Source organism: Micromonospora sp. NPDC085948 (assembly GCF_040686315.1).
In the GTDB taxonomy this organism is placed as follows: Bacteria; Actinomycetota; Actinomycetes; order Mycobacteriales; family Micromonosporaceae; genus Micromonospora.
Genome location: NZ_JBFBJW010000001.1, coordinates 869,174 through 891,258, shown reverse-complemented (window position 1 = coordinate 891,258; position 22,085 = coordinate 869,174). Strand labels below are relative to the sequence as shown.

Here is a 22,085-nt window from a genome sequence, read left to right as displayed (position 1 = left end):
CTCCTCGTTCGAGGGGTCGTCAGTGGTCACCCAGGCCGGAACCGGACTCGCGCGCATCGCCGTCGTCGCCCCCAACCGGCGGCTTGATCTCGCTCTACCCGAGCATCTGCCGCTGGTCGGGCTGCTCCCCGCCGTCCTACGGCAGGCGGATGAGCACCCGTCGGACGGGACGGCACACGGTGGCTGGATGCTGCGCCGCACCGACGGCACCACTGTGGACCTCAATCGTACGCTCGCCGTACAGAACGTTCGGGACGGCGAGACGCTGCATCTCGTGCCGCGCCGCACCGACTGGCCGGAGCTGGCGTACGACGATCTGATGGAGGCCGTCGCGGCCGGCGCCCGCCGACGCGGGGTGGCCTGGAGCCCGCTCGCGACCCGGCTGACGGGCCTGATCGTCGCCGGTGTGCTGCTGCTGCTCGGCCTGGTCGTCATCGTCACGTCCGACGAGCCCGGCATGCTCGGCGGCGTGATCGCCCTCGGCACCGCCGGGGTGCTGCTGCTGGTCGGGATCGTGCTGTCCCGGGCGATGGCCGACTCCCTCGCCGGGGCCGTGGTCGCCGCGGCCGGCCTGCCCTACGCCTTCGTCGGCGGCGTCCTGGTGATCGGGACCGGCGAGTCCGTCTGGGCGCTCGGCGCACCGCACGTGCTGCTCGGTTCCGCCATCCTGTTCCTCACCGGCCTGCTCGGTTTCCTCGGGGTGGGCGACGCGACCCGGGTCTTCGTCGCGGCGGTCTTCGCAGGTTTCTGGGGCATGCTCGGCGGCCTCTTCGCCCTCGGCACGATGGACGCGGCGCAGGGCGCGGCGATCATGGTCAGCGCGGTGACCCTGCTGCTGCCGGCGATGCCGCTGCTCGCCGTACGACTCGGCAAGATGCCGATGCCGGCGCTGCCGCGCACCGCCGAGGACCTGCTGCGCGACGAGCCGCAGCCCCGGCGCGAGCTGGTCTATCAGGCCACCGCCCGGGCCGACGAGGTCCTTACCGGCATGATCTTCGGCTCGTTCCTGGTCACCGTCGGCTGCCTGATCGTGCTGACCGCCCACGGCTCGGTCGCCGCCCTGCTGCTGGCCGGTGTGGTCGCGCTCGGTCACCTGCTGCGGGCCCGGCTGGTGCCGACCGTGCGGCACCGCGTGCCGCTGCTCGCCGGGGGTCTGGTGGGGTTGGCCCTGCTGCCCCTGGTCGGCGCGGCCGACGCCGGGACCGGGCTACGCGTACTGGCCGTGCTTCCGGTGGCGGTGGTCGCGGCCGGGATCTCGGTCAGCGCCGGGCTCGCCTACAGCCGTCGTGCCCCGTCGCCCCGGCTGGCCCGTCTCGGGGACACCCTCGACATCCTGCTGCAGTTGGCCGTGGTGCCGGTGGCGTGCAGCGTGCTGGGCCTGTACGCGTTCATGCGAGCGCTGAACGGCTGACGCGAACGTCGGCGCCGACGAAGAGGTCGTCCACGCTGCGCGTCCCGTCCGACGATCACCCGACTCTGCTCGATCAGGGCTGGCGGTCTGAGTACCATTCGGGCATGGGCGCCGGCTCGTCCCAGGTGAGGTCGCTTGCCTCCGGCATGTCGCCACCGCGGACGAGCTTGACGATCGCGGAGTCGATGTCGGGGCCAACGAAGAAGTCGTCGGCCCAGTGCAGCATGAAGACCCGCCCCTGGGCGTCGATGACGAGTTCGGAGGGCCCGTCGGCGTTGTTGCCGAGCGGGTAGACGGGGTTGTCGAACTCCTCGGTGAAGATGCGGGCATCCTCGGCGAGCACTCCACCGCGGGTGGGGTGGATGTAGCTCCAGTAGCCCTCTTCTGGCTCGCCGAATCCGCCGAACTGGGGCAGGCGTAGCCCGCCGAATTCGACGAGTGCGGCCCGTGCGGCGGCGGAGAACTCCAGGCCGTCGAGTTTGTCGGCGAAGCGGGTCAGCCAGTTGTTGACGGAGGCGGTCATGTCGCGGCCGGGGAACCAGCCGGCCTTGTCCAGTACCGCTCGGACGTCCGGCGGGAAGCGGCCCTCGGCGGCGCGGCGCTGCGCGTAACGCTTGGCAATTGACGCACCGGCCAGCGAAGGCCACTCGGACAGCTCGCCGGTCTCCCGGTCGATGACGATTGTGGGCTGTCCGGTGGCCGACGGTGGTCGGGGTGGCCCGTTCGTCGGCTCTGGCCGGGGTTCGCGGCGGGAGACGACGAAGCCGAGGTCGAACTCGTACATGTCGACCTCGGGCGGCGGACCGGGGTGGCCGGCGGCGGCCCACTCACGGGCTCGGGCCAGTGCCTCGTCACGACTGATCATCGGAACTCCTCGCGTCGTGGTCGTCCTGGTCACCGGCCCCGGCCGGATGCCGGCACCACAGCGGTCGACGCGGTGCCTATCGTAGGCACCGCGGTCCGGCACCTGTCCGTGCCGACCGTACGCCAGGGGGAGGTGCCATGCCGTCACGGCGGGACCAGGTCCAGTCGTACCAGTTCTTCGTCCAGCGGATGACGTCCGCGCTCGTGGCGCGCGAGCCTGATCCGGAGGCCGCGCCGTTCCGGCGGCTCGGCGGCGCCGGCCTCGCGGGCATCATGGTGGCGGTGCTCTGCCTCGCCGCGGTGGGCGTCTACGGGTTGCTCCGCCCCGGTGGCGCCACCAAGTGGAAGTCGGCCGACTCGGTCATCCTGGAGAAGGAGACCGGCACGCGGTACGTCTACCGGGACGGCCGCCTGCACCCGGTGGTCAACTACTCGTCCGCGCTGCTCGCGATGGGGTCGGCGGTGCCGACCATCTCCGTCTCCCGCAACTCACTTGTCGGTACGCCGCGCGGGCCCCGGATCGGCATCCCGAACGCACCGGACGCCCTGCCCGACCCGAAACGGATCCTCACCGGCCCGTGGACGCTCTGCACCCAGCCGGCGCGGGACCAGGCGGGTGGGACCGTGGCCACGACGGTGCTCACCCTCGGTAGAGCACCCAACGGTGGGCGCGAGATGGGCGACACGGCGCTGCTGGTCAAGGACACCACGACCAAGCGGTTGCACCTGGTCTGGCACGACCACCGGTACGAGATCCGCAACCAGGCGGTCGTCCTCGAAGGACTGACCATGACCGCGGAACCGGTGGTCGAGGTTGGCGGGGCGTGGCTGAACGCGTTGCCCGCCGGTGAGCCGATCGGCTCCGAGGACGTGGCTGGCCGCGGCGAGTCGTCGGCCGCACTGCAGGACGCCCGGGTCGGCCAGATCTTCGTCGTGCAGAGTCAGAACGGCAGCCGTCAGTACTACCTCGCCAACCGCGACCGGCTGCGTCCGCTGACTCCGCTGCAGGCAGACGTGCTGCTCGCGGACCCGGAGACACGGCAGTCCTACCAGGGCGAGTCGGCTCCTCAGGCCCTGACGCTCGGGGCCGGGGCCGCCGCGGCGGCCCCCAAGGCGCCGCCTCCGGCCGAGGGGCGGCACCGCGCACCCGGCGAACGCCCCGACATCGCCCGGCTGACCGGTGATCAACCGGCGATCTGCGCCGCCTACCGTCCGGGGCAGGATGAGCCGACCCTGCTGTTGGACGCGCAGGTGCAGCCGGTGAAGGAGCCGGTACGCACCGCCGAGCAGACCGGCGACGGCATCCCGCTCGCCGACCGGGTGGTCATCGAGCCGGGGTACGGCGTCCTGGTTGCCGCCATGGCGTCACCGGAGATCACGACGGGCACCCTGAGCCTGGTGACCGACCTGGGCTACCGGTATCCGCTGGCGTCGAAGGAGGTGTCGGAGATGCTCGGCTACCGCGGTGCGCGACCCGTCGAACTGCCCGCGAGTCTGGTCGTCCGGCTTCCGGCCGGCCCGGCGCTCGACCCAACCAACGCGAAGCGGGCACTGGACCCGGAGTGACCGGTGCTGCCACAGTGGAGGTAGTTGCGAGTCTGAATGCGGCCGGCCTAGCGCGGGCTGGACATGACCCGTTACCGTTCGTAGAGCAATGGCGCGTCAGCGCCACAATAGAGGCTGCCCCCGGCGATGGGGGGCTATCGATGAGGACGGGGGTGACTCACCATGTCGATGGGTACCGACACCGGCTTGATGGTGAAGACCGAGGGCGACGTAGATGCCGTCGCGGATCGGCTCACCGGTAACCTGAACCAGCTGATGGACCAGCTCGCACCGCTGTACGACCAGTGGAAGGGTGCCGCTGCCGGCTCCTTCCAGGAGGTTCGGACGAAGTTCGACGAGGACATGGCCCGGTTGAACGTGGCGCTGCGGGCGATCGCCGAGGCCGTCGGGTCCGCCGGTAAGGACTACGACGTCAGTGACGACGAGCTCCGGTCCGAGATGACCTCTGCCGGCGCTTCTGCCGGTCAGATCACCGCAGCGCTCAAGCTCTGACGGGGGAGGAGTTCCGAAATGGAAATTCGTTACAACTTCGGTGCACTGAACGCTGCCGCGGACAGCTGCGGCGGTGCCGTGCGGAATGTGACGGGTGAGCTCGAAGGGCTCAAGTCGGGCATCGCGCCGCTGCTCGCTACCTGGGACGGTGACGCCCGCGAGGCGTACTTCCGTCGGCAGAGCGACTGGGAGGCGGCGGCGAACGACCTTCGTGACCTGCTCGGGCGCATCGAGAAGACGCTGCGCGAGTCGGCGGCCAGGATGCAGGCCCGTGAGGCCGCGAACCGGGCGAAGTTCGGCGACTGAGCCCGACCGTACGAAGCGATGGCCCGGCCGCGTGCCGGGCCATCGTCGTTCGCACTGTCGTCTGTGCCGCGACTGCCGGGCGTCGTGACGATGCGTGTCGGCCTCGGGCGGGCCGTCAGCCGCGGGGCAGCGAGGTGGGCACCCGGAAGAACAACTCTTCGGGCTCGTCGATCTCGCCGACCGGAGTCGGCGGGGCCGCCGGCCGGGTCGGTCGCCACCGCAACCGGCGTCCGCGCGGCAGCAAGGAGGCCATCGCGCCGATGGCGAGCGCGATCACTGCGACCAGCAGCCCGACCCAGAGGGCCACCCGGCCGAAGACGCTCCACCGCTCCGAACGCTCCTGCGCCGCCGCGTCGAACGACGGGTCGGGCATCGGGGGTTGGGCAACCGGCGCGTCATTGGTCAGCCGTTCGGTCACCGCCCGGTACGGATTCAGCAGGCCACGCCCGTAGCCCTCCCCGGGGCCACCACGCGCCGGGTCCACCGTCGCGAGGAGACGGCGGCTGACCCCCTCTGCGGGCAGGCCGGGTTCGGCAGCACGGATCAGGGCGGCCGTTGCGCTCACCAGCGGGGTTGCGAAGCTGGTGCCGCTCCAGACGTCGTGGCCGGCGAGGCGGGTCGCCGCCACCACCGCGCCGCCAGGGGCCACGAGGTCGACGTACGGCCCGACCTGCGACTGCTTCACCCGCACGCCCTCCTGGTCGATGGCGCCGACCCCGATCACACCGTCGTAGGCGGCGGGGTAGGGCACCGGATCCGGACGGTCACCGTTCTGGTGCAGGTTGCCGGCAGCGGCGACCAGCACGACGTCGTGCTCCCGCGCGTACTTGATCGCGCTCTCGACGGCGGGGTCGGGGCGGTAGAGCGTCACGGACATGTTGATCACGGCGGCACCGTCGTCGACCGACCCGCGGATGGCCTGCGCGAAGACCTCCGCGGAGACACTCTGACCCCGCGCCTCCTCGCCCTCGTTGCCGGCGCGTTCGCTGACCCGGATCGGGATGATCGTTGCGTCCGGGGCCAGGCCGTGGAAGCCGACGCCGTTCTGCGGGCGGGCGGCGATGAGGCTGGCGACCGCGGTGCCGTGCGAGACACAGTCGACGTTGCCACCGGGTGTCCCACGCAGGGAATCGAAGCCGGTGGCCACCCTGCCGCTCAGCTGCGGGTGGGTGTCGTCGGTGCCGGAGTCGATGACGGCCACCTTGACGTTGACGCCGGTGCTGAAGGGCCACACCCGTTGCGGCGCGAGCCACCGCTGGTGCCATGGCGTCTCGCTGATGACCTGACCCGGATCGCTCGGGTTCTTGCAGATCGCCGGGGCCGCGACAGCCCGAACCGGCACGCCGAGGATTGTCGAACCCATCAGCGCCACCACCAGAGCAGCGGCGGACGTACGACGGTCGAGACCCATTCCGCGCTCACCTCCCGTCACTACGGCGCCGGTGCATCGTAACGATCCTCGGACGATTACCGGATCCCCGATGTCGCGTCGATTCAGTATGGTCGAGGTGTCACGCCGTTGGCGGGTTGCGGCGGCACGTGGACGTGCAGGGGGAGGACGCCATGGACACGCAAGGACTGCGCGCTCGGGCCGACGAGCTGATGGCCCAGTTCGAGCGGATGCGCTCGGGCGTGGGTGACCTTCAGCAGCGGCTCAAGGCAGTGAACGCCACCGTCACCTCCGAGGACGGCTTCGTCTCGGTGACGGTCGGCCCGCGTGGTCAGGTGGTCAAGGTGGAGTTCGACCCGCGCATCTACCGCCGGCCAAACTCGAAGGAACTCTCCGCCACCGTCACGGAGACGATCCGGAGGGCCACCGAGAAGGCGATGACCGAGGTCGAAGAGCTGATGCGGCCCTTCGTGCCGGACAGCCAGTTCCAGGCGTACATGGGCCACGACCTGGACGGCATCTTCCGTCAGCTGGACAGCGAACTTCCACGGGAGGACGACCGATGACCGACGCAGACGAGACTTTCCTCAAGCCCGACGCCGCCCGGGCTGGTGCCCAGCGGCTCGGCGTCGCCGGCGCGACACTGGCCAGCCGTTGGGCGCAGCACGCCGCCACTATCTCGTCGTTGAACGCCTCCGCCCCCTGGGGCACCGACGAGCCGGGCCAAGGCTTCAACAAGCACTACCTGGAGGGTGGCGACAAAGCCCCCGCCACCAACGTCCTGAGTGGGGGCAAGGCCATCGTGGACCTGATCAAGGTGCTGGGACCGGACGTCCTCAGCGCCGTCGATGGCACGGTCGAGGTCGACGACATGGTCGACAAGTGGTTCGGCGGCGACGGTAAGTAACGTCCGACCTCCGAGCGGTCTGGTGAGGACAGAGGGGCAGAGCGGGTGGCGGTACCAAATCCCAGGGGCATGCTCGGCGAATACACGTGGGTCTGGGACGCCGTCTGCTGGGCCAGTGCCGGTGAGGCATGGCCGACCGGTGACGAGGACCGCATGCGCGACCTCGCCGACGCGTGGGAGGGCCTGGCCAAGGCGATAGGCGACGCCCTTGCCGACGCGGACCCGGCCGCCATGAAGATCCTCCAGAACTGGGGTGGCGGCGCCGGCGGCGCCTTCGGGCAGCTCTGGAACCAGATCGGCGTCGATCCGGGCTCCGGCCTGCCGCTGATGCAGGAGGCCGCGTCCGCCTTCGCCAGCGGTTGCGACAACGCGGCCATGGAGATCGAGTACGCCAAACTGACAGTCCTCATCGCCGTCATCATCACCGTGATCGCGGTCTTCGTGGCTCTGCTGATGGCCTGGTTGGGTGGGGTCTCGGCCGGAGCGATCCCGGGCATCCTCGCCGCCGGGCGGCATGCGGTGACTATCGCGTTCCGGCGGCTGATCGCGCAGATGGGCCGGCAACTCCTCACCCGCGCCGGGATGCAGGCGGCCCTGCGTACCGCAGGCACCCAGATCACCCGGCGCGTCACCAGCGAGACGCTGCGCAACGCCGGGCGACGGTTCGCCCTCGAGCTTGCCGAGGAGGTCGGTGAGGAACTCATCATCGACATCGGCGCTCAGGCCTACCAGATGAAGAACGGCACGCGGACGGAGTGGGACGTCCGCCGCACCGCCACCGCGGGTGTCGGCGGCGCCTTCGGCGCGGTCCTCGGCACCGGCCTGAACGCCGGCACCCGCTTCGCCCGCAACAATGTGGCGCCGCGGATGCCGATCTCGTTCAGCCCGCCCGCGATGAACTTCCGTGGCGCCGGGCTCGTCCGCTGGGGAGGTAACTCGCTCGCGGCCGGTGCGCAGAACGCCGTCATCTCACCAGCCGCCAGCGTCCTGGCCAACGGCACCATGTCCGGTCAGTGGAGCATGCCCGGGGGCGACGCGTTCCTCGGTGGCTTCAGCAGCGGTGCCGGTCGCGGCGGCGCCACCTTGGCGGGCAGCAATGCCGGCGCCGGCCTGGCGAATTTGCACAACAGACTCGCCGGCTTCGACCCCGGCGCCGCGACGGGCAACGGCACCGGAACCGGCAACGGGACCGGCACGGGCACCGGAGACCCGACCGTTGGCGAAGCGGACCTCGGCAACCTCGGCGGCACGGGCAATGGCACGGGCTCGGGCAGCGGTTCCGGGAGTGGGTCGGGTTCGGGCAGTGGTTCAGGTTCGGGCAGTGGGTCGGGTGCGGAGAGTGGCTCGGGCTCGGGTTCGGGCAGCGGGTCGGGCTCGGGCAGTGGATCGGGTTCGGGCAGTGGGTCGGGTGCGGAGAGTGGCTCGGGTTCGGGCAGTGGGTCCGGCTCGGGTTCGGGCAGCGGTTCGAGCGACAGCAGCCAGGGCGACGGCAGCACCGATGCCGGCCCGAGCAACGCGCCGAACACCGGGTCCGGATCGATCTCACTCGCCCCACCGACCGTCGATGCCGGCGCTCCGCCGGTCGCGGACACGTCCGACCCGTCGGGCACGGGCACGGGTCAGGGCACCGATCCGGCCGCGACCGCCGGTTCGCCGGCCACCGGCACCCCGGTCGCCGCCGAGGCGCCCGCCGCTGGTCCGGTTGCCGACCAGGCAGCCGATGTCAGTTCCGGTGCGGGGACAGACTCCGACGCCAGCGCCGCCCCGGGCACCGGACCCGATACCGAAACCGCTGTCCCTCCCGCGGCGGACACGAACGCCGGCGTGGATTCCGGCAACTCGGCTGGTGGCGTCGACGGCGACACGTCCGGTGGTGGCAGAGCAGGGTCAGACACCTCGACCACCGGCGGCCCTCAGGTCGACACGTCCACGACCAACGAGAGCAGTTCCGGTGGACCCTCGTCGGGCTCGACGGTGGACAGCTCGCCGTCGCGGGTCCCCGACAGTTCCGTGCCGGGTAACACGAGGTCGGACTCCGCGAATGACCCGCTCTCCAGCGACCAGGCACCCGCGGTCGTACCCGGCACGACGGTGGGCACCCCCGCGGCCGCCGGACCTGCACCGGGCACCGTGTCGTCGGCGCCGGTCACGGGTGGCACCGCCACGAACCCCGCCGTAGTCGGGTCGCCGGCACCGACGACCGCGCAACCGGCTGCCACCACGAACGCGCCTGCCACGAACGCGCCTGCCACGAACGCGCCTGCCACGAACGCGCCTGCCACCGGCACGAGCAGCCAGACCACGACGGCTCCCCAGACCACACAGGCGACCAACACTGGCACGAACACCCAGCCGGCCACCGGCCGCCCGACTCCGACGGTCAACCCGACGGTGGCGAACTCGGCCGGCTCCATCTCGCTCACCCCCGCCACCACGCCTTCGACAAGTGCCCCGACGACAAACACCGTGCCGGACGGCAGCACCACTCAGGGCACGACGAACCAGCCGGGCACACCGGTGCAGCAAGCGGAGACCAACCAGCCCGGCACCAGCGAGACCAGTCCGTCGGGACGGCCCGACGGGCATACCCCTGTTGTCGGGGTCGGGCCCACGGACGTTGCCGCCGCGCCGGATGGGTCGACTCGGCCGGATGCGGTGCTGGACGGTTCGACTCGGCCGGATGCCGTGCCGGCTGTTCCGGAGACGAGCGGTGACGCCAACCCGTCGAACACGCCGGACCCGACGGCCGACCCGGACGCCAGCACCGATGCGACGACGGACCCGGTTCCCGCCCAGCGGACTCCCGGCGACGGCGTGGTGATCGTCGTCCCTGGTTCGACCAGCACCACCGACCCGACCACGGGTACTCCGACCGGGCCAAATGCCAACACCGGGACGGTGGACCCGGCGACGCTGAAGCGCTCCGAGGGCCCGACCGGAAAGGGCACCCACAGCTGGCACCTCGACCCGATCACCGTCCCCGGTGATCCGAACGGCCCGGACGCTGAACGGATGCTCATCGAGGCGTCCCGGACGTTGGCAGAGACAGTCCGGACGGCCATCAAGGCCAAGACGATTTCCAAGACCAAGATGCCGGGCATGGCGGGCGCGCTGATGATGCCGAACGGCGACATCACCACCCACACCAGCATGCAGGGCAATAAGAGCACCAAGCCGGCCACCCAGCCGGCGGTGCACCCGCTCGCTCAGGCCGCACTCGCTCGGACCAAGGTGGCCTTGGGCACCGGAAAAGGCGCTGGCCACGGCAACTGCGCCGAGGTCGCCCTGGTTTCGGACCAGCTCTACCGGCTCGAACAACAGTGGCGGGAGGCCGGTGAGCCGGGCACCTTCGAGCAGTACGCGTCAGATGGTCTTAAAGGCGCAAGAATCGTCACCCATCAGATCAAGTCTGCTCTCGAGGAAGGCGTCGAGTACGACCTGGGCCACTATCGTCCGCCGTGTCGATCCTGTAGGCATTTCCTGCCGCAGTTCGACATCAAGGCGATCGAAGATCCGGAGCGGTCGCCAGCGAACTACCAGCCATCGGTCCCCGGGATGGTGGGCACCGGGCGACCGCTGAGCGACGCTCGTCCGTACGGGGATCCCCAGGGCCTGGTCCCGCCGGACCCGGCCGACCAGCAGACACTCGACGATGCCGTGCCCCGCGACCCGGAGACCGGCCGCCCGGAAGTGCATCCCGATCCCACCAAGGGCATATGGGCACGCCTGCTCAACGACGGCGGCCCAACGGTCTCCGGTCGGGCGCGGAACTGCGCCGATGCTGGTCTTTCCTTCTTGTCCACCTGGTTCGGCCGGCCCGAGGTGGCAGCGGCCGTGGCGGTCCCGGGGAGCGTCGAGAGCAACAGCACCGCACGGCAGGAACAGGCGTTGCGCACCCCCTTCAGCCACCGTGGCACCGGACCGGCCGGGCTGGCCGATGTCGCCGCTGCTCTGCGGGAGGCCGGTCACGGCTCGGCTGCCCTCATCATCACCGCACCCGCGGACGCCAACGGCCGAGCGCACACCTGGAACGCGGTGAACCACCAGGGCACGATCGTCTGGGTCGACGCTCAGACGGGAGAGGTCTCCGACACGGACCCGATCCACAGCGTCGACAATGTGTGGTCGATCACGCTCGACGCCGAGGGTGACCCGATCACGCCGGCAGTCGACCGGACCGGCACCGACGCGCCGGCAGCCGGACCGGACCCGGTGCCGCCGCACTCCACGGCGCCGACGGATCCGGCTTCCGAGATGAGCGCCAACGACCCCTCGGCCGCGCCGGATTCGACGGGAACGACAGACAGCGAGTACCTGAGCGGGTTGTCCGACACCGACCAGACGACGTTGGTCGAGGCCGTCGCTGCTGCCCTGCAGGATGCCAACCAGATCCTCGTCGACATGCAGGGCGTCGCCGCCGAGGTGAACGAGCAACTCGGACTGACCGGCGAGAATGCGCTGCGGACCCTGGGCGAGGGCAACCGGGTCAAGCCTGCGGAATCGCTCGCCCGCAAGTTCCGCACCGAACTTGAGCCCATGGGTCATGACCTGGAAAGCGCGCTGCAAACCGTCAATGACATCGTGCGTTTCTCGGTTCGCGGTCCGGAGTCCGAGGCGTACGGTCCGGCTGTCGACCAACTGCTCAGCAGCCTGGAGACCAACGGCTATCAGGTCACCGACCTGAAAAACTTCTGGCATCCCGGTAACCGGTTCTTCGGACTGAACTGCACGCTCGTGTCCCCGAACGGCCGTACCTTCGAGCTGCAGTTCCCGACCGCGACCAGTTACGCGATCGGCAATCAGACCCACATACCGTACGAGGTGATGCGGGATCCCGCATCACCTGCCGTCGACCAGGTCCACGCGTACCTCGACATCCTGGCGATCAACAAGGCGAACGGTGCGGCAGCGTCCATGCCCGGGGGCACGGACAGTCGACCGGATCGATTCGGTACGCCGAAGGACACGAGCTTCGCGGCCTGGGCTGCCAAGCCGACCCAGGCGGACCTCTTGCAGGAGTACACCGCCGAGTTGGCCGCACAGGGCCGTACATTCCAGGAAGCCCTCGCCGAGCGCGGGTTGGATGCCTCCGACCTGCCCGGCTTCGATCCCGCCTCCCTGGGGAGCACCGATGGCCGAACCCAACTTCCGATACCACCTGTTGTTCCGCCCGGACAATCCGGAAGTGCCGGTCAACCTGATCGCGCTGCTCCGGAGCAGCGGACCGACGAAGGCCGTGATCTGGGACCGTCCACCCAAAGCGTGGACCTTCAGGCCGGACGTGGCGACGGCGATCCTGTACGCGAACCCGGAACGCCATCTGACAAGAGCGGTCGACCGGGCCACGGCCGAGAGGGAGACGGCCCACTTCACGACGGTCCCGCTGCCGACGGAAGCGGAGTTGACGGAGATCTGCCGCCAGGGGACCTGACCGTTGACGACGCTTTGGCCGAGGAGACGGCCGGCGAGCAGACTGTCGAAGATTTGTCCGGGGACGACCAGGCCGAGGGTTACCCGGACATGCGGGGCTGGCCGATGCCGGACACCAGGCGTTTCGGGCCGGACGAGCTGACGCAGCTCGAGGATCCCCAATTCCAGGACGATGTCGCCGACAGCCTCTTGACTCCCGACGGGTACGCCACCCTCAGGGATCCGTCCGTCCACCCATACGGCCAGCTGATCAACGACGGTGGCCCTGGCCAGCCTGGCCGGAGCAACAACTGCATCGATTGCGCGTTGGCTGCGCTGGCCAGCTTCCTGGGCGATCCCCAGGTAGCCCTTCCGCGCTGGCCGGACCAGCTCGAAGATGGCTCCCTCGACACTGAGACCGGTGAACTGGACGGCTTCGGCCGGGTGGAGAGTTGGATCGGCGGCGAGTGGACCGGCGACAGCGACGCGATGCCGTCGGCTCCCGCTGAACGCGCTGCAGCAGTTGCCGATCGGTACGCAGCGCTCTACCAGCGGATTCGGGACGCCGGCCCAGGGGCAGCGGCGGTCGTGGTCGTCGAGTGGCTCGCCTTCGACGAGAACACCGGTGAACCCGCGCTCGACGAGGACGGCAACGTGCTCGGGGCCGCGCAACACGCCTTCCTGATCGTGTTTCCGGAGGGTGCGGACGGGCCGGTCTGGTGGGATCCGCAGAGCGGCGACACCATCTCGGAGGCGCTGCCCGGAGACTACGTTGATGGGACGTACGACCTATGGTCGATGGAGGTGGAGCCGAGCGATGGCGATGACCAAAGAGGAAGCCAGGCAACTGATAACCCGCCTACTGGGGACCAGCAACCCGGTGGCGGTGATCCCGTTCGAGTTCGGCTGGGCGGCTCAGGAGACCCTCTCGCCACAGCAACGAGCGCAGGGCAGGCATCTGGGCCAGGGGGTCTTCATCATCGACGAGACGGGAGTGGTGACGGCCCACTCCAGCCTGCCGCCACCCCTGGTGATGAAGCGGTACGCGGCGGCACGCCGGGAGGGTCGGGTAACCGGCCGGCAGGTGTGGCCGAAACTGGCCCAGCCGGACTGACCCCAACCGCTGCCGACACCGACACGACCGCGCCTGCCGTCGACAGCGACACCGACACGACCGCGCCTACCGTCGACACCGACACCGACACCGACACCGACACCGCGCAACCGGCGACCCCGGGCAGCACCGACGCGCCCACCGACGCCAACGCGGCGACCGACGGGCCGATCACCGCGAGCGCGGTGCCCGGCACTGCCTTCCATGGCGAGGGACGGGCACAGGCCGATCCCGACGCCGTCCTGGACCGGGCGCGGGCAGCGCTACCCGGTGTGGCCGCGCACGCCGGTGTGCAGGCCGTGACCGCCCTGGCCGACGGGACGTACCAGGTCACCCGCGCTGACGGTAGCCAGTTCAACCTCCGGGTGGACAGCGGGCCGGTGGCCGACCGCGCAGTCGCGGCCAGCGCGTTCGACACCGACGGTACGGCCGTGGTGACGGTCTCCGACCGGGCGGCCGACGCGGTGATCGATCGTGCGGTGGCCCACGAGGTGGCCGAACTGGCTGCCCTCGGTCAGCCACTGGCGGACGGCGCACCGGTCGTGACGCCGCTCAGCCCCGCCGACGTGGCCGAGCTGGTGACGGCCGCGCACCAGGTCGAGATCGCCAACGCGTCGTCCCGGACGGCGGTGCGGCGGGAGTTGGCCGCCATCGTGGACCGGTTGGGTCTGCGTGACGGGATGCTCGGTTCCGAGCAGAAAATGGCCGCCCTGCCGGCCGACGTGCGGGCCGCGCTGGCCGACGCGACAAGCCACCGTTCGACGTGGACGAGCGAGCGTTCCAGAGTGCGAGCCGAGCGCCGCACCGCCCTGCCGGAAGCGAACGGCCGCCCGGTCGGCCTGCCGCGGATGAGGACGTACCTGGCCACGCATTTCACCGTGAACTCGATCCTGGTCGCGCTGGCGACGAAGCTCACCCTGGATGCCGGAGGGCGGCCGGAGCTCGCCCTGATGCTGGGCGCCGGCGCGGTCGTCGGAGCCGTCGCCACCGGCCCGGCGAAGTGGCTGGCGAAGCGGTCCGGCCTGGCCGCCGAGGACCGGCGGGCGCGGTACGACACCCGCCAGGACGCGCGTACCGCCGCGGAGACGGACACCACCACCGCGGAGGCGCTCGCGGCCCAGACCGGGGACGCGAGCCCGGCGGTCCAGGAGCTGGGCGAGGCGGTGACCGGGCTCGGTGAGCAGCTCAGGGCCGTCCAGGAGCAGTTGCAGCAGGGCGAGCGCCGGTACCGGCTGGTGGGCCGGCCCCCCCAGCGCCCGGCGGTCGGCGCAGACCCATCGGCGGCCACCGGCCAAGACCCCGGCAACGGTACGACGTCGCCCGCCGGCCACGGCGGTCCGTCACGTGTCGGGCTGACCCCGCACGAGCAGGGCCGACTTGCCGAGTTGCGCAGTCTCGTCGCCCGGCACGACGGGGCGCGGCCATGGGCGCGGCTCGGCGCCGGCCGGGAGGTCAGGGCGCTGCTGGACAGCCTCGGGCTGCGGCAGGGGACGCCCGGTGTCCAGCAGCGCCGGGACCTGGTGCCGGCCGACGTGCGGCCGCTCGTCGACCGGTTCGGTGGCTCGCGGACGGCGGCGGTGCGGGACCGGGCCCGGGCCGTGGTCGACCGCCACCCGGCCGATGGTCAGCGGCCGGGCAAGGTCGCGCCGTGGTGGATGTCGGTGACGGAGAACGCCCCGAACCTGTTGACGGCCGCCACCATCGTGGGGGTCGGTGACATCCTCGGCCAGCTGCAACTCGGCTGGTCCGGCATCGTGGGCGCGCTCGCTGCAGCGGCGACCGGCGTGGCGGTCGACCCGGTGGTCGCCCGCAAGGAGGCCGCCGCCAAGGACGCCCGGGACACCTGGGACGCAGAACATCCGGCGCTGCCGGCGGAGGCGCTGCTGTCGCAGGCGACCGAGGCGCTCGTCGACCCGATCGGCGCGGTGGACGCTCGCGCCGCCGCCGCCGTGCAGCGCACGGCCGACCTGGCGCAGCGCCTCGCCGACGTGGAACGCCGGCTCGCCGAGTCGCAGCGACGCAACGGCGTCGCCGACTCGTTCCGCAACCTGCTCTTCGGCAATCCGGCCTGGGCCGGGCTGGCCCCGCCGAACGCCACCATCCCTGCGCCGCGTTCGTCCACCGACCCGGCGACGTCGACCGGTCCGAGCGCGGCTCCGTCGGCCGATCCACGCACGCCAGCCCTGCAACGGCTCGCCGAGCTCGCCGCACGGCACGCGGCCGCAGGCCCGCTGGCCCGCCCGTCGGTGGCCCGGCAACTGCGGGTCCTGGTCGACCAGCTCGGCCTGCGCGAGGGTACGCCGGGCGTGGACCAGCGCCGTGAGCTGGTGCCGGCGGAGCTGCGGCCGGTGGTCGAGCGGCATGGTCGTCCGAGCCTGACCGACCGGGCGACGCAGCGGCTCACCCGCACGCCGGCACAGGCGACGGACAGCACCGCACGGCCGAGCAACGTGCCGAACCTCGGTGTGTACGCGGTCGAGCAGACACCCGGACCACTGATTCAGGCCGGTACGACGGTCGGGGTGGCCCAGGCACTTCAGGTGGCCGCCGGGGCCGGACCGGGCAACATGCTGGCCGGCGGTCTCCTCGGGCCGCTCCGCGACCTGCTGCTCAAGCGTGTCGAGGCCCGGTTCAAGGACGCTCGACGGACCTGGGACCTGGCCAACCCCAACCCGGCGATGGACCCGACCGCACGGGTGGCAGGACTCGCCGGCCCGTCAACGACGACCCTGACCGACGCCGCTGGTCAGCTCGACGCGGCGTCGCGGCACCTCGACGAGATGAACGCGACCCTGGAGCGGCTGGCGCAGGGGCGAACCACCGCCCCCGGCACCACATCTCCGGAGACCGGCATCGGCACCACCAGGCCCGGTTCGACCGACCCCACGGCGGGGGCCGACCAGGCAGCCGCCACCGGAGCCCCGGATTCGGCGGCCACCGCCCCAGACCAGAACCAGGAAGGGGCCGGTCCGGACCCGCTGAGCAGGGCGGACGCCTGGGAGGTGCAGACGGCCGCGCACCACGTGCGTACCGCTGATCGGGTTTCTCTGAAGCCGGCGTTGCGCGAGCTGCACGCGGTGATCGACCGGCTGGGTCTGCGGGAGGGCATGCTCGGGGCGCCGGACCGGGTCGCGCAACTACCCCCCGAGGCCCAGCAGGTGGTTGCCGAGTTCGGTGGCGACCGCTCGGGCCGGGCGCGGCAGCTCCGGACGCTCCGGGGCGAGCGGCGATCCGCCGAGGACGCTCGTCCCGCGGGCATTCCCCGACTGCGGACCTACCTCGTGTCGAGCGTGCTGACCACCGCCGCGACCGCTGGTGCGGCGACCGCGATCGCATTCGCGGTGGCCAGTCCGCTGGCACCGGTGATCCCCATCGCCGCGGTAGCCGCCGCGCCGGTGATCGGGTTGGCGAAGTGGCACGCCAAGCGGCAGGGCCTCGCCGCCGACGATGTGCGTACCCGGTTCGACGGGCGTAGCGACGCCCGGGATGCCGCGAATCGGGTCGACCAGGTCATTGATCGACTGAACGAGCCGGTCGCCGAGCTGGAACAGGCGGCCGACCGGGTCGAGGGCCGGCTGGCCGCCGCCGAGGTGGCCACCGACCGGTTGGCCGAGCGGCTGGCGGAGACCCACCGCCGCAACGGCCTGCTGTCCCGCCTCCTGGGCACCGCCGACAATGGTCGGACCGACCCGGCCGCGACCAACCCGGAGAGCGGCGGCAACCCGGATAACCCCACGGACCCCGCCGGCAACGGCGACCCCGGCACCGACTCGGGGCGGATCACTGCTGCGGCCGTACCGAACTCGGGCTTCCACGGTCTGGGGCGCCCGACGGCCGACCCGGCGGCGGTGCTGGACACTGCCCGCGCCGCGATGCCGCAGGTAGCCACGTTCGCCGGGGTGAACGAGGTCACCGCGGTCGGGCCGGACACCTTCGAGGTGCGCGCGGCCGGCCTGAATCCGCTGCGGGTGCAACTGACCGTCGGCTCACTGACCGACGGAGTGGTGGCCCAGTCGACGCGCAACCCGGACGGCTCGTTCACGGTGACCGTCTCGGACCGGGCCGTGGACGGAGTGGTCGCCCGGGCGCTCGCGCACGAGGTCGCGGAACTGGTGGCCCTGCACGAGGCCGGGCAGGCCCTGGTCGGGCCGCTCGACCCGGGCAACGTCGAAGGGCTGATCGACCCGGCCGGGCTCACCGCGCACGACCGGGGTCGGATGGCCGAGATCCGCCAGCTCGCCGCCGAGTACGAGACCGGCGACCAGGCCACCCGCCTCGCCGTGCGGGCCGAGATCGACGCCCTCGTCGACCATCTCGGCCTGCGCGTGGGTGATCCGGCCGCACGCGCGCGATGGGCTGCCCTACCGTCTGACGCGTTGGCGCACCTGATGCGACTGAGCGTGCCGTCGGTGACACCCGAAGCGGTCGCCGCGGTGCTGAAGGGCAGCCCGACGCTCACCGACGTCGAGCGGTTCCGGATGATCGACTACCGGGCCCGGCTTGCCCCGGACTTCCAGGTGCCGGCGGCCAGCGAGCTCGACGCGCGGCTGCGCGAGCTGGCGGTGCAGGGTGAGCAGGCCCAGACCAGCCTGCCCCGGATGCCCGCGTACGCAGGACAGATCATCGCCATGCCGCCGGCCCAACTGGACCTGATCCGGCAGGTGGATCCGCAACTCGCCGACCAGATCGCCGCCCAGGGCGTGTACGTCGATTTGACCGGTCAGTTCGACCTGAGACCGTACGCGGTGGACAGTCAGCCCGAGATCAACGTGGGTGACGCCCGACCGGCGTTCGACCTGGGGACGCCGGATGGCCGGCAGGCGCTGCTGGTCGAGGACCGGGTCCGGGCACGCGCCGCGTTGCGCGGTCACACCGGCGGCCGGTCGGTCTCGCTGCTCGCCACCCACGATTTCCACTACCTGGGCTCGGGTCGGGTGATGGGTCTGGTGCCGGATGCGCTGACCCAGGTGTTGCGCGGGTTCAGCCCGATCGCCGAGGCGACGACCGCGGAGACCACAGTCGCCGTAGGCCCGGCCGAGACCGCCGTGGTCGCCGACCGGGTCACCCTGCCGGCCGCGGAGGCGGGCAAACCGGGCGTGGTGTACGGGCCGGCGCTCGACAGTCGGACCGGCCAGCCGCCGCCGCTGTTCGACGGGCCGCCCAAGCGCGAGGACGTGCAGCAGGGCATGCTCGGCGACTGCGGCATGATCGCGGTGATCGGCGCGGTGGCCGGCCAGGTGCCCGCCGCGCTCGCCGACCTGTTCCACGTCAACTCGGACGGCACGGTGGACGTGCTGCTGCACGAGACCAGCCTGCCCGGCTCGTCGGTGACGCCGACCGGGCGGCGGCTGCGGATCACCGTCCAGCCGGACGTGCCGCTGCACCCCGGCCCGGACGGGCCGCAGCGACCTGGCCCGAACGGCCGCACGGCGTACGCGGACCAGTCGACGGTGGGCGTGGCCTGGGCGTCGCTGCTGGAGAAGGCAATCGCCGCGGTCGACCGAACCTGGACGCAGGACCGCCACGACCAGTGGCAGCAGCAGTGGACCAACCAACCCGGCGTGAACGACACCCAGGCTGCCCCGCTCGGCTATGCGCGACTCAACAACGGCAGCTCGCGGTTGGCGCAGGCGGAGCTGCTCAGCCAACTGACCGGCCTGCCGACGTCGGTCAACCAGCTGGACACCACGCCCGGTCAGGAGGCCGTCGCCGAGGCGCGGCTGGCGGAGCTGTTGGCCGCCGGCAGTCCGGTGATCACCGGCACGCGATCGGCGTCGACGTACCCGACCGGGAAGCTTCCACACGGCCTGTACGCCGGACACGCCTACGAGGTGGTGAGTATCGCCAACGGTGAGGTGCAGCTGCGTAATCCCTGGAACAGCAGCCACCCCACACCGATGCCGATGCGCGCCTTCCTCGACCTGATGAGCCCCTGGTACGCGCACGTCGAGCTGGCCCGTACCGCGACCCCGGCGGTGCCGGGCTCGTCGTTCAACGGGCTGGGTCGGCCGGCGGCCGACGCCATCGCGGTGGTGGACGCGGCCCGGGCCGCGCTGCCCACCGTGACGGCGGCCGTACGGGCCCACCAGATCGTCGCGGTCACCGCGGATCGTTTCGAGGTGCGGGTGAGCGGCCTGGACCCGCTGTCGGTGCGGGTGGCGGCCGGCCCGCTCGCCGCCGGCGCGGTGGCCCAGACGGTGCGGAACCTCGACGGCTCGTTCACACTCACCGTGTCGGACCGGGCGACTGACGCCGCGGTCACCCGCGCGCTGGCGCACGAGGTGGCGGAGCTGGTGGCGCTGCACGACACCGGCCAGGCACTGGTCGGTCAGCTGGACGTGGACCACCGCGACGGGCCGATCGACCCCGCCGGCCTGACCGCCCAGGACCAGGGTCGGCTGGCCGAGCTGCGGGTCCTCGCCGCGTCGTACGCCGGCGCGGATCCGGCGGCCCGGCTCACCCTCCGGACCGAGATCGACGCCCTGGCCGAGCACCTCGGGCTGCGCCTGGGCACCCCGGACTCGCATGCCCGCTGGGGCGTCCTCCCCGGCGACGTGGCGATGCACCTGATGCAGTTGAGTGTGCCGCTGGTGCGCCCGGACTCGATCGCCGGAGTGCTCCGCGGTGCTCCGTCGAGCCTCGTCGAGCGCTTCCGCGCGATCGACTACCGGTCCCGGCTGGCGCCGGACTTCACGGTGCCCGCGGCCGACGTGGTGGATGCCCGGCTGCGAGAGTTGGCCATTCAGGGCGAGCAGGCGCAGTCGAGCCTGCCGCGGATGCCGGCCTGCGCCGGGCAGATCATCGGCCTGCCGCCGGCCCAGCTGGACCTGATCCGGCAGGCGGATCCGCAGCTCGCCGACCGGATCGCCGCCGAGGGCGTGTACGTCGACCTGACCGGCCGGTTCGACCTGCGCCCGTACGTGCTCGACGGCGCACCGGAGATGAAACTGGCGGAGTCGACGGCGGCCTTCGACCTGGGTACGGAGGTGGGGCGGCAGTCGCTGCTGGCCGAGGATCGGGTTCGCACCCGGGTCGCGTACCGAGCCGAGTACGGCGCGAACCCCGCCGCCGTGGCGGCGCTGAACACGCACGACTTCCACTACCTGACGACTGCCCGGGTGCTGGCCCTGGTGCCGGACGTACTTGCCCGGGCGTTGCACTCGTTGGTGCCCGGCGCACCGCCGCTGGACGTGGAGGTCGAAGCGACGGTCACGGCCCACGAGACCGCGGTGGTCGCCGACCACGTCACGCTGCCGGCCCCGAAGAAGAACCAGGTCGTCCCCGAGTACGGCCAGGCGCACGACGCGCGGACCGGGCAGCCGGCGCCGCTCTTCGACGGACCGCCTCGCCGCGAGCAGGTGCGGCAGGGCTTGCTCGGGGACTGCGGGATGCTGGCCAGCGCTGCCGCCGTCGCCGGTTACCGGCCCGACGTGATCGCCAAGCTCTTCCAGCCCAACCCGGACGGCACCGTCGACGTGTTGCTGCACGAGAGCACCCTGCTCGGTAACGCGATCAACCCGACGGGCCGGCGACTGCGGATCACCGTGCAGCCGGACGTGCCGCTCCGGCCCGGCTACAACGGCGTGACCGCCTACGCCGATCAGTCCGCGAACGGCAGCTCCTGGGCGTCGCTGCTGGAGAAGGCGCTCGCCGCCGTGGACCGGACGTGGAGCGCCGAGCGGCACGTGCAGTGGCAGCGCGACTGGCTTTCGTGGCAAAGGCCACCGGATCCGCACATGGCCGCGCCGACCGGCTACGCCCGGCTGAACGTCGGCAGTCGCCCGCGGATGCAGGCGGAGCTCCTCACCCAGCTCACCGGAGTGCCGAGTCGTGCCGCGATGTTCGACGTCACACCCGGGCGGGAGGCCGCCGTCGAGGCCCAGCTGGCCGCACTACTGGCCGCCGGTAGCCCGGTGATCACCGGAACGCTCGCGGAGAAGGACTACCCGGCATCGATCCGGAGGCAACTTCCGCACAATCTCCGCGCCGGACACGCCTACGAGATGGTGGCGGTCAGGAACGGCCAAGTGCAGCTGCGCAACCCGTGGAACATGGAACACCCGACGCCGATGACGGTGCGGGAGTTTCTCGATCTGATGGACCCGGAATTCGCCTACCTGGAGCCGCAGCCGGCCCCACCAGTTGCGACTTCCGGAGCTACCGTGGCACCTCCACTTCCACCTCCACCGCCGCTTCCGCCGCACCTTCCGCCGGCACCTTCACTTCCACCTCCACCGCCGCTTCCGCCGCACCTTCCGCCGGCAACGCCGTATTCGCCGACGTCGCCGGCTTCACCGGAACACGTCCCCCGCCGGCACACCCTCGGACGGACCCATCTGGAGGAGTCGAGGTACGTCATCGTGTACTACGCCCTGCTCGCAAGCGACGGTACGGTGAGTGGGCTGGGGGTCGTCGAGCCGTCCGAGCAGGGGCAGCGCTCAGCCCACTGGACGGTGGGCGGGGCGCCGCCCGGTCCGGGTGGCTCGCTGCCGGTCGGCCGGGCCGAGGCCGAGCGGATCGCGCGTGAGGTGCTCGGCTTCGCGCTGCCCGACGAGGCGACGTTGCACGACATGCTGGACAGCTGACCTTGCCGAAGAGAGAGCTGGGAGGAGAGCCGTTGCGCTCC

Annotated in this window: 9 protein-coding genes; 7 read left to right on the top strand and 2 right to left on the bottom strand. The window is 71.6% G+C overall.

What is annotated here, in order from left to right:
- The first annotated feature begins 22 nt into the window (after positions 1-22).
- Entirely contained in the window at positions 23-1,411 is a 1,389-nt protein-coding gene (gene eccD, locus AB0O48_RS04270; RefSeq protein WP_357572053.1) for a type VII secretion integral membrane protein EccD, read from the top strand.
- A 73-nt stretch (positions 1,412-1,484) separates the two neighbouring features.
- Here the strand turns inward: eccD and AB0O48_RS04265 are convergent, their stop codons facing one another.
- Positions 1,485-2,276 (bottom strand): SUKH-3 domain-containing protein, encoded by a 792-nt coding sequence (locus AB0O48_RS04265; protein WP_357572054.1) that lies wholly within the window; start codon positions 2,274-2,276, stop codon positions 1,485-1,487.
- A gap of 137 nt (positions 2,277-2,413) precedes the next feature.
- Between AB0O48_RS04265 and eccB the strand changes: the two genes are divergently transcribed.
- The 3 genes from eccB to AB0O48_RS04250 all read left to right on the top strand — a co-directional run bounded on the left by eccB (position 2,414) and on the right by AB0O48_RS04250 (position 4,639).
- Positions 2,414-3,841, top strand: coding sequence for a type VII secretion protein EccB (eccB, locus tag AB0O48_RS04260; protein WP_357240935.1), 1,428 nt, complete (start codon positions 2,414-2,416; stop codon positions 3,839-3,841).
- 162 nt (positions 3,842-4,003) lie between these two features.
- Positions 4,004-4,333: a WXG100 family type VII secretion target gene (locus AB0O48_RS04255; RefSeq protein ID WP_357240938.1), complete on the top strand. Its 330-nt coding sequence runs from the start codon at positions 4,004-4,006 to the stop codon at positions 4,331-4,333.
- An 18-nt stretch (positions 4,334-4,351) separates the two neighbouring features.
- Positions 4,352-4,639 carry a WXG100 family type VII secretion target gene (locus AB0O48_RS04250; protein WP_357240941.1) on the top strand — a complete coding sequence of 96 codons (288 nt, stop codon included), beginning with the start codon at positions 4,352-4,354 and terminating at the stop codon, positions 4,637-4,639.
- Positions 4,640-4,754: 115 nt separating this feature from the next.
- On the opposite strand, the gene mycP is transcribed toward AB0O48_RS04250, so the two are convergent.
- Positions 4,755-6,050: a type VII secretion-associated serine protease mycosin gene (gene mycP / locus AB0O48_RS04245; protein WP_357572055.1), complete on the bottom strand. Its 1,296-nt coding sequence runs from the start codon at positions 6,048-6,050 to the stop codon at positions 4,755-4,757.
- Between the two features lie 152 nt (positions 6,051-6,202).
- Here mycP and AB0O48_RS04240 point away from each other — a divergent pair, with 152 nt between their 5' ends.
- From AB0O48_RS04240 to AB0O48_RS04230, 3 genes are read left to right on the top strand one after another with little or no spacing between them, the layout of a single operon-like run.
- Positions 6,203-6,595, top strand: a complete 393-nt coding sequence (locus AB0O48_RS04240) for a YbaB/EbfC family nucleoid-associated protein (protein WP_357240948.1) — start codon at positions 6,203-6,205, stop codon at positions 6,593-6,595.
- Positions 6,592-6,936 (top strand): hypothetical protein, encoded by a 345-nt coding sequence (locus AB0O48_RS04235; RefSeq protein ID WP_357572056.1) that lies wholly within the window; start codon positions 6,592-6,594, stop codon positions 6,934-6,936. The genes AB0O48_RS04240 and AB0O48_RS04235 overlap by 4 nt, the downstream gene beginning before the upstream one ends.
- A 45-nt stretch (positions 6,937-6,981) precedes the next feature.
- Positions 6,982-22,044 carry a toxin glutamine deamidase domain-containing protein gene (locus tag AB0O48_RS04230; protein WP_365062852.1) on the top strand — a complete coding sequence of 5,021 codons (15,063 nt, stop codon included), beginning with the start codon at positions 6,982-6,984 and terminating at the stop codon, positions 22,042-22,044.
- Positions 22,045-22,085: the final 41 nt, after the last annotated feature.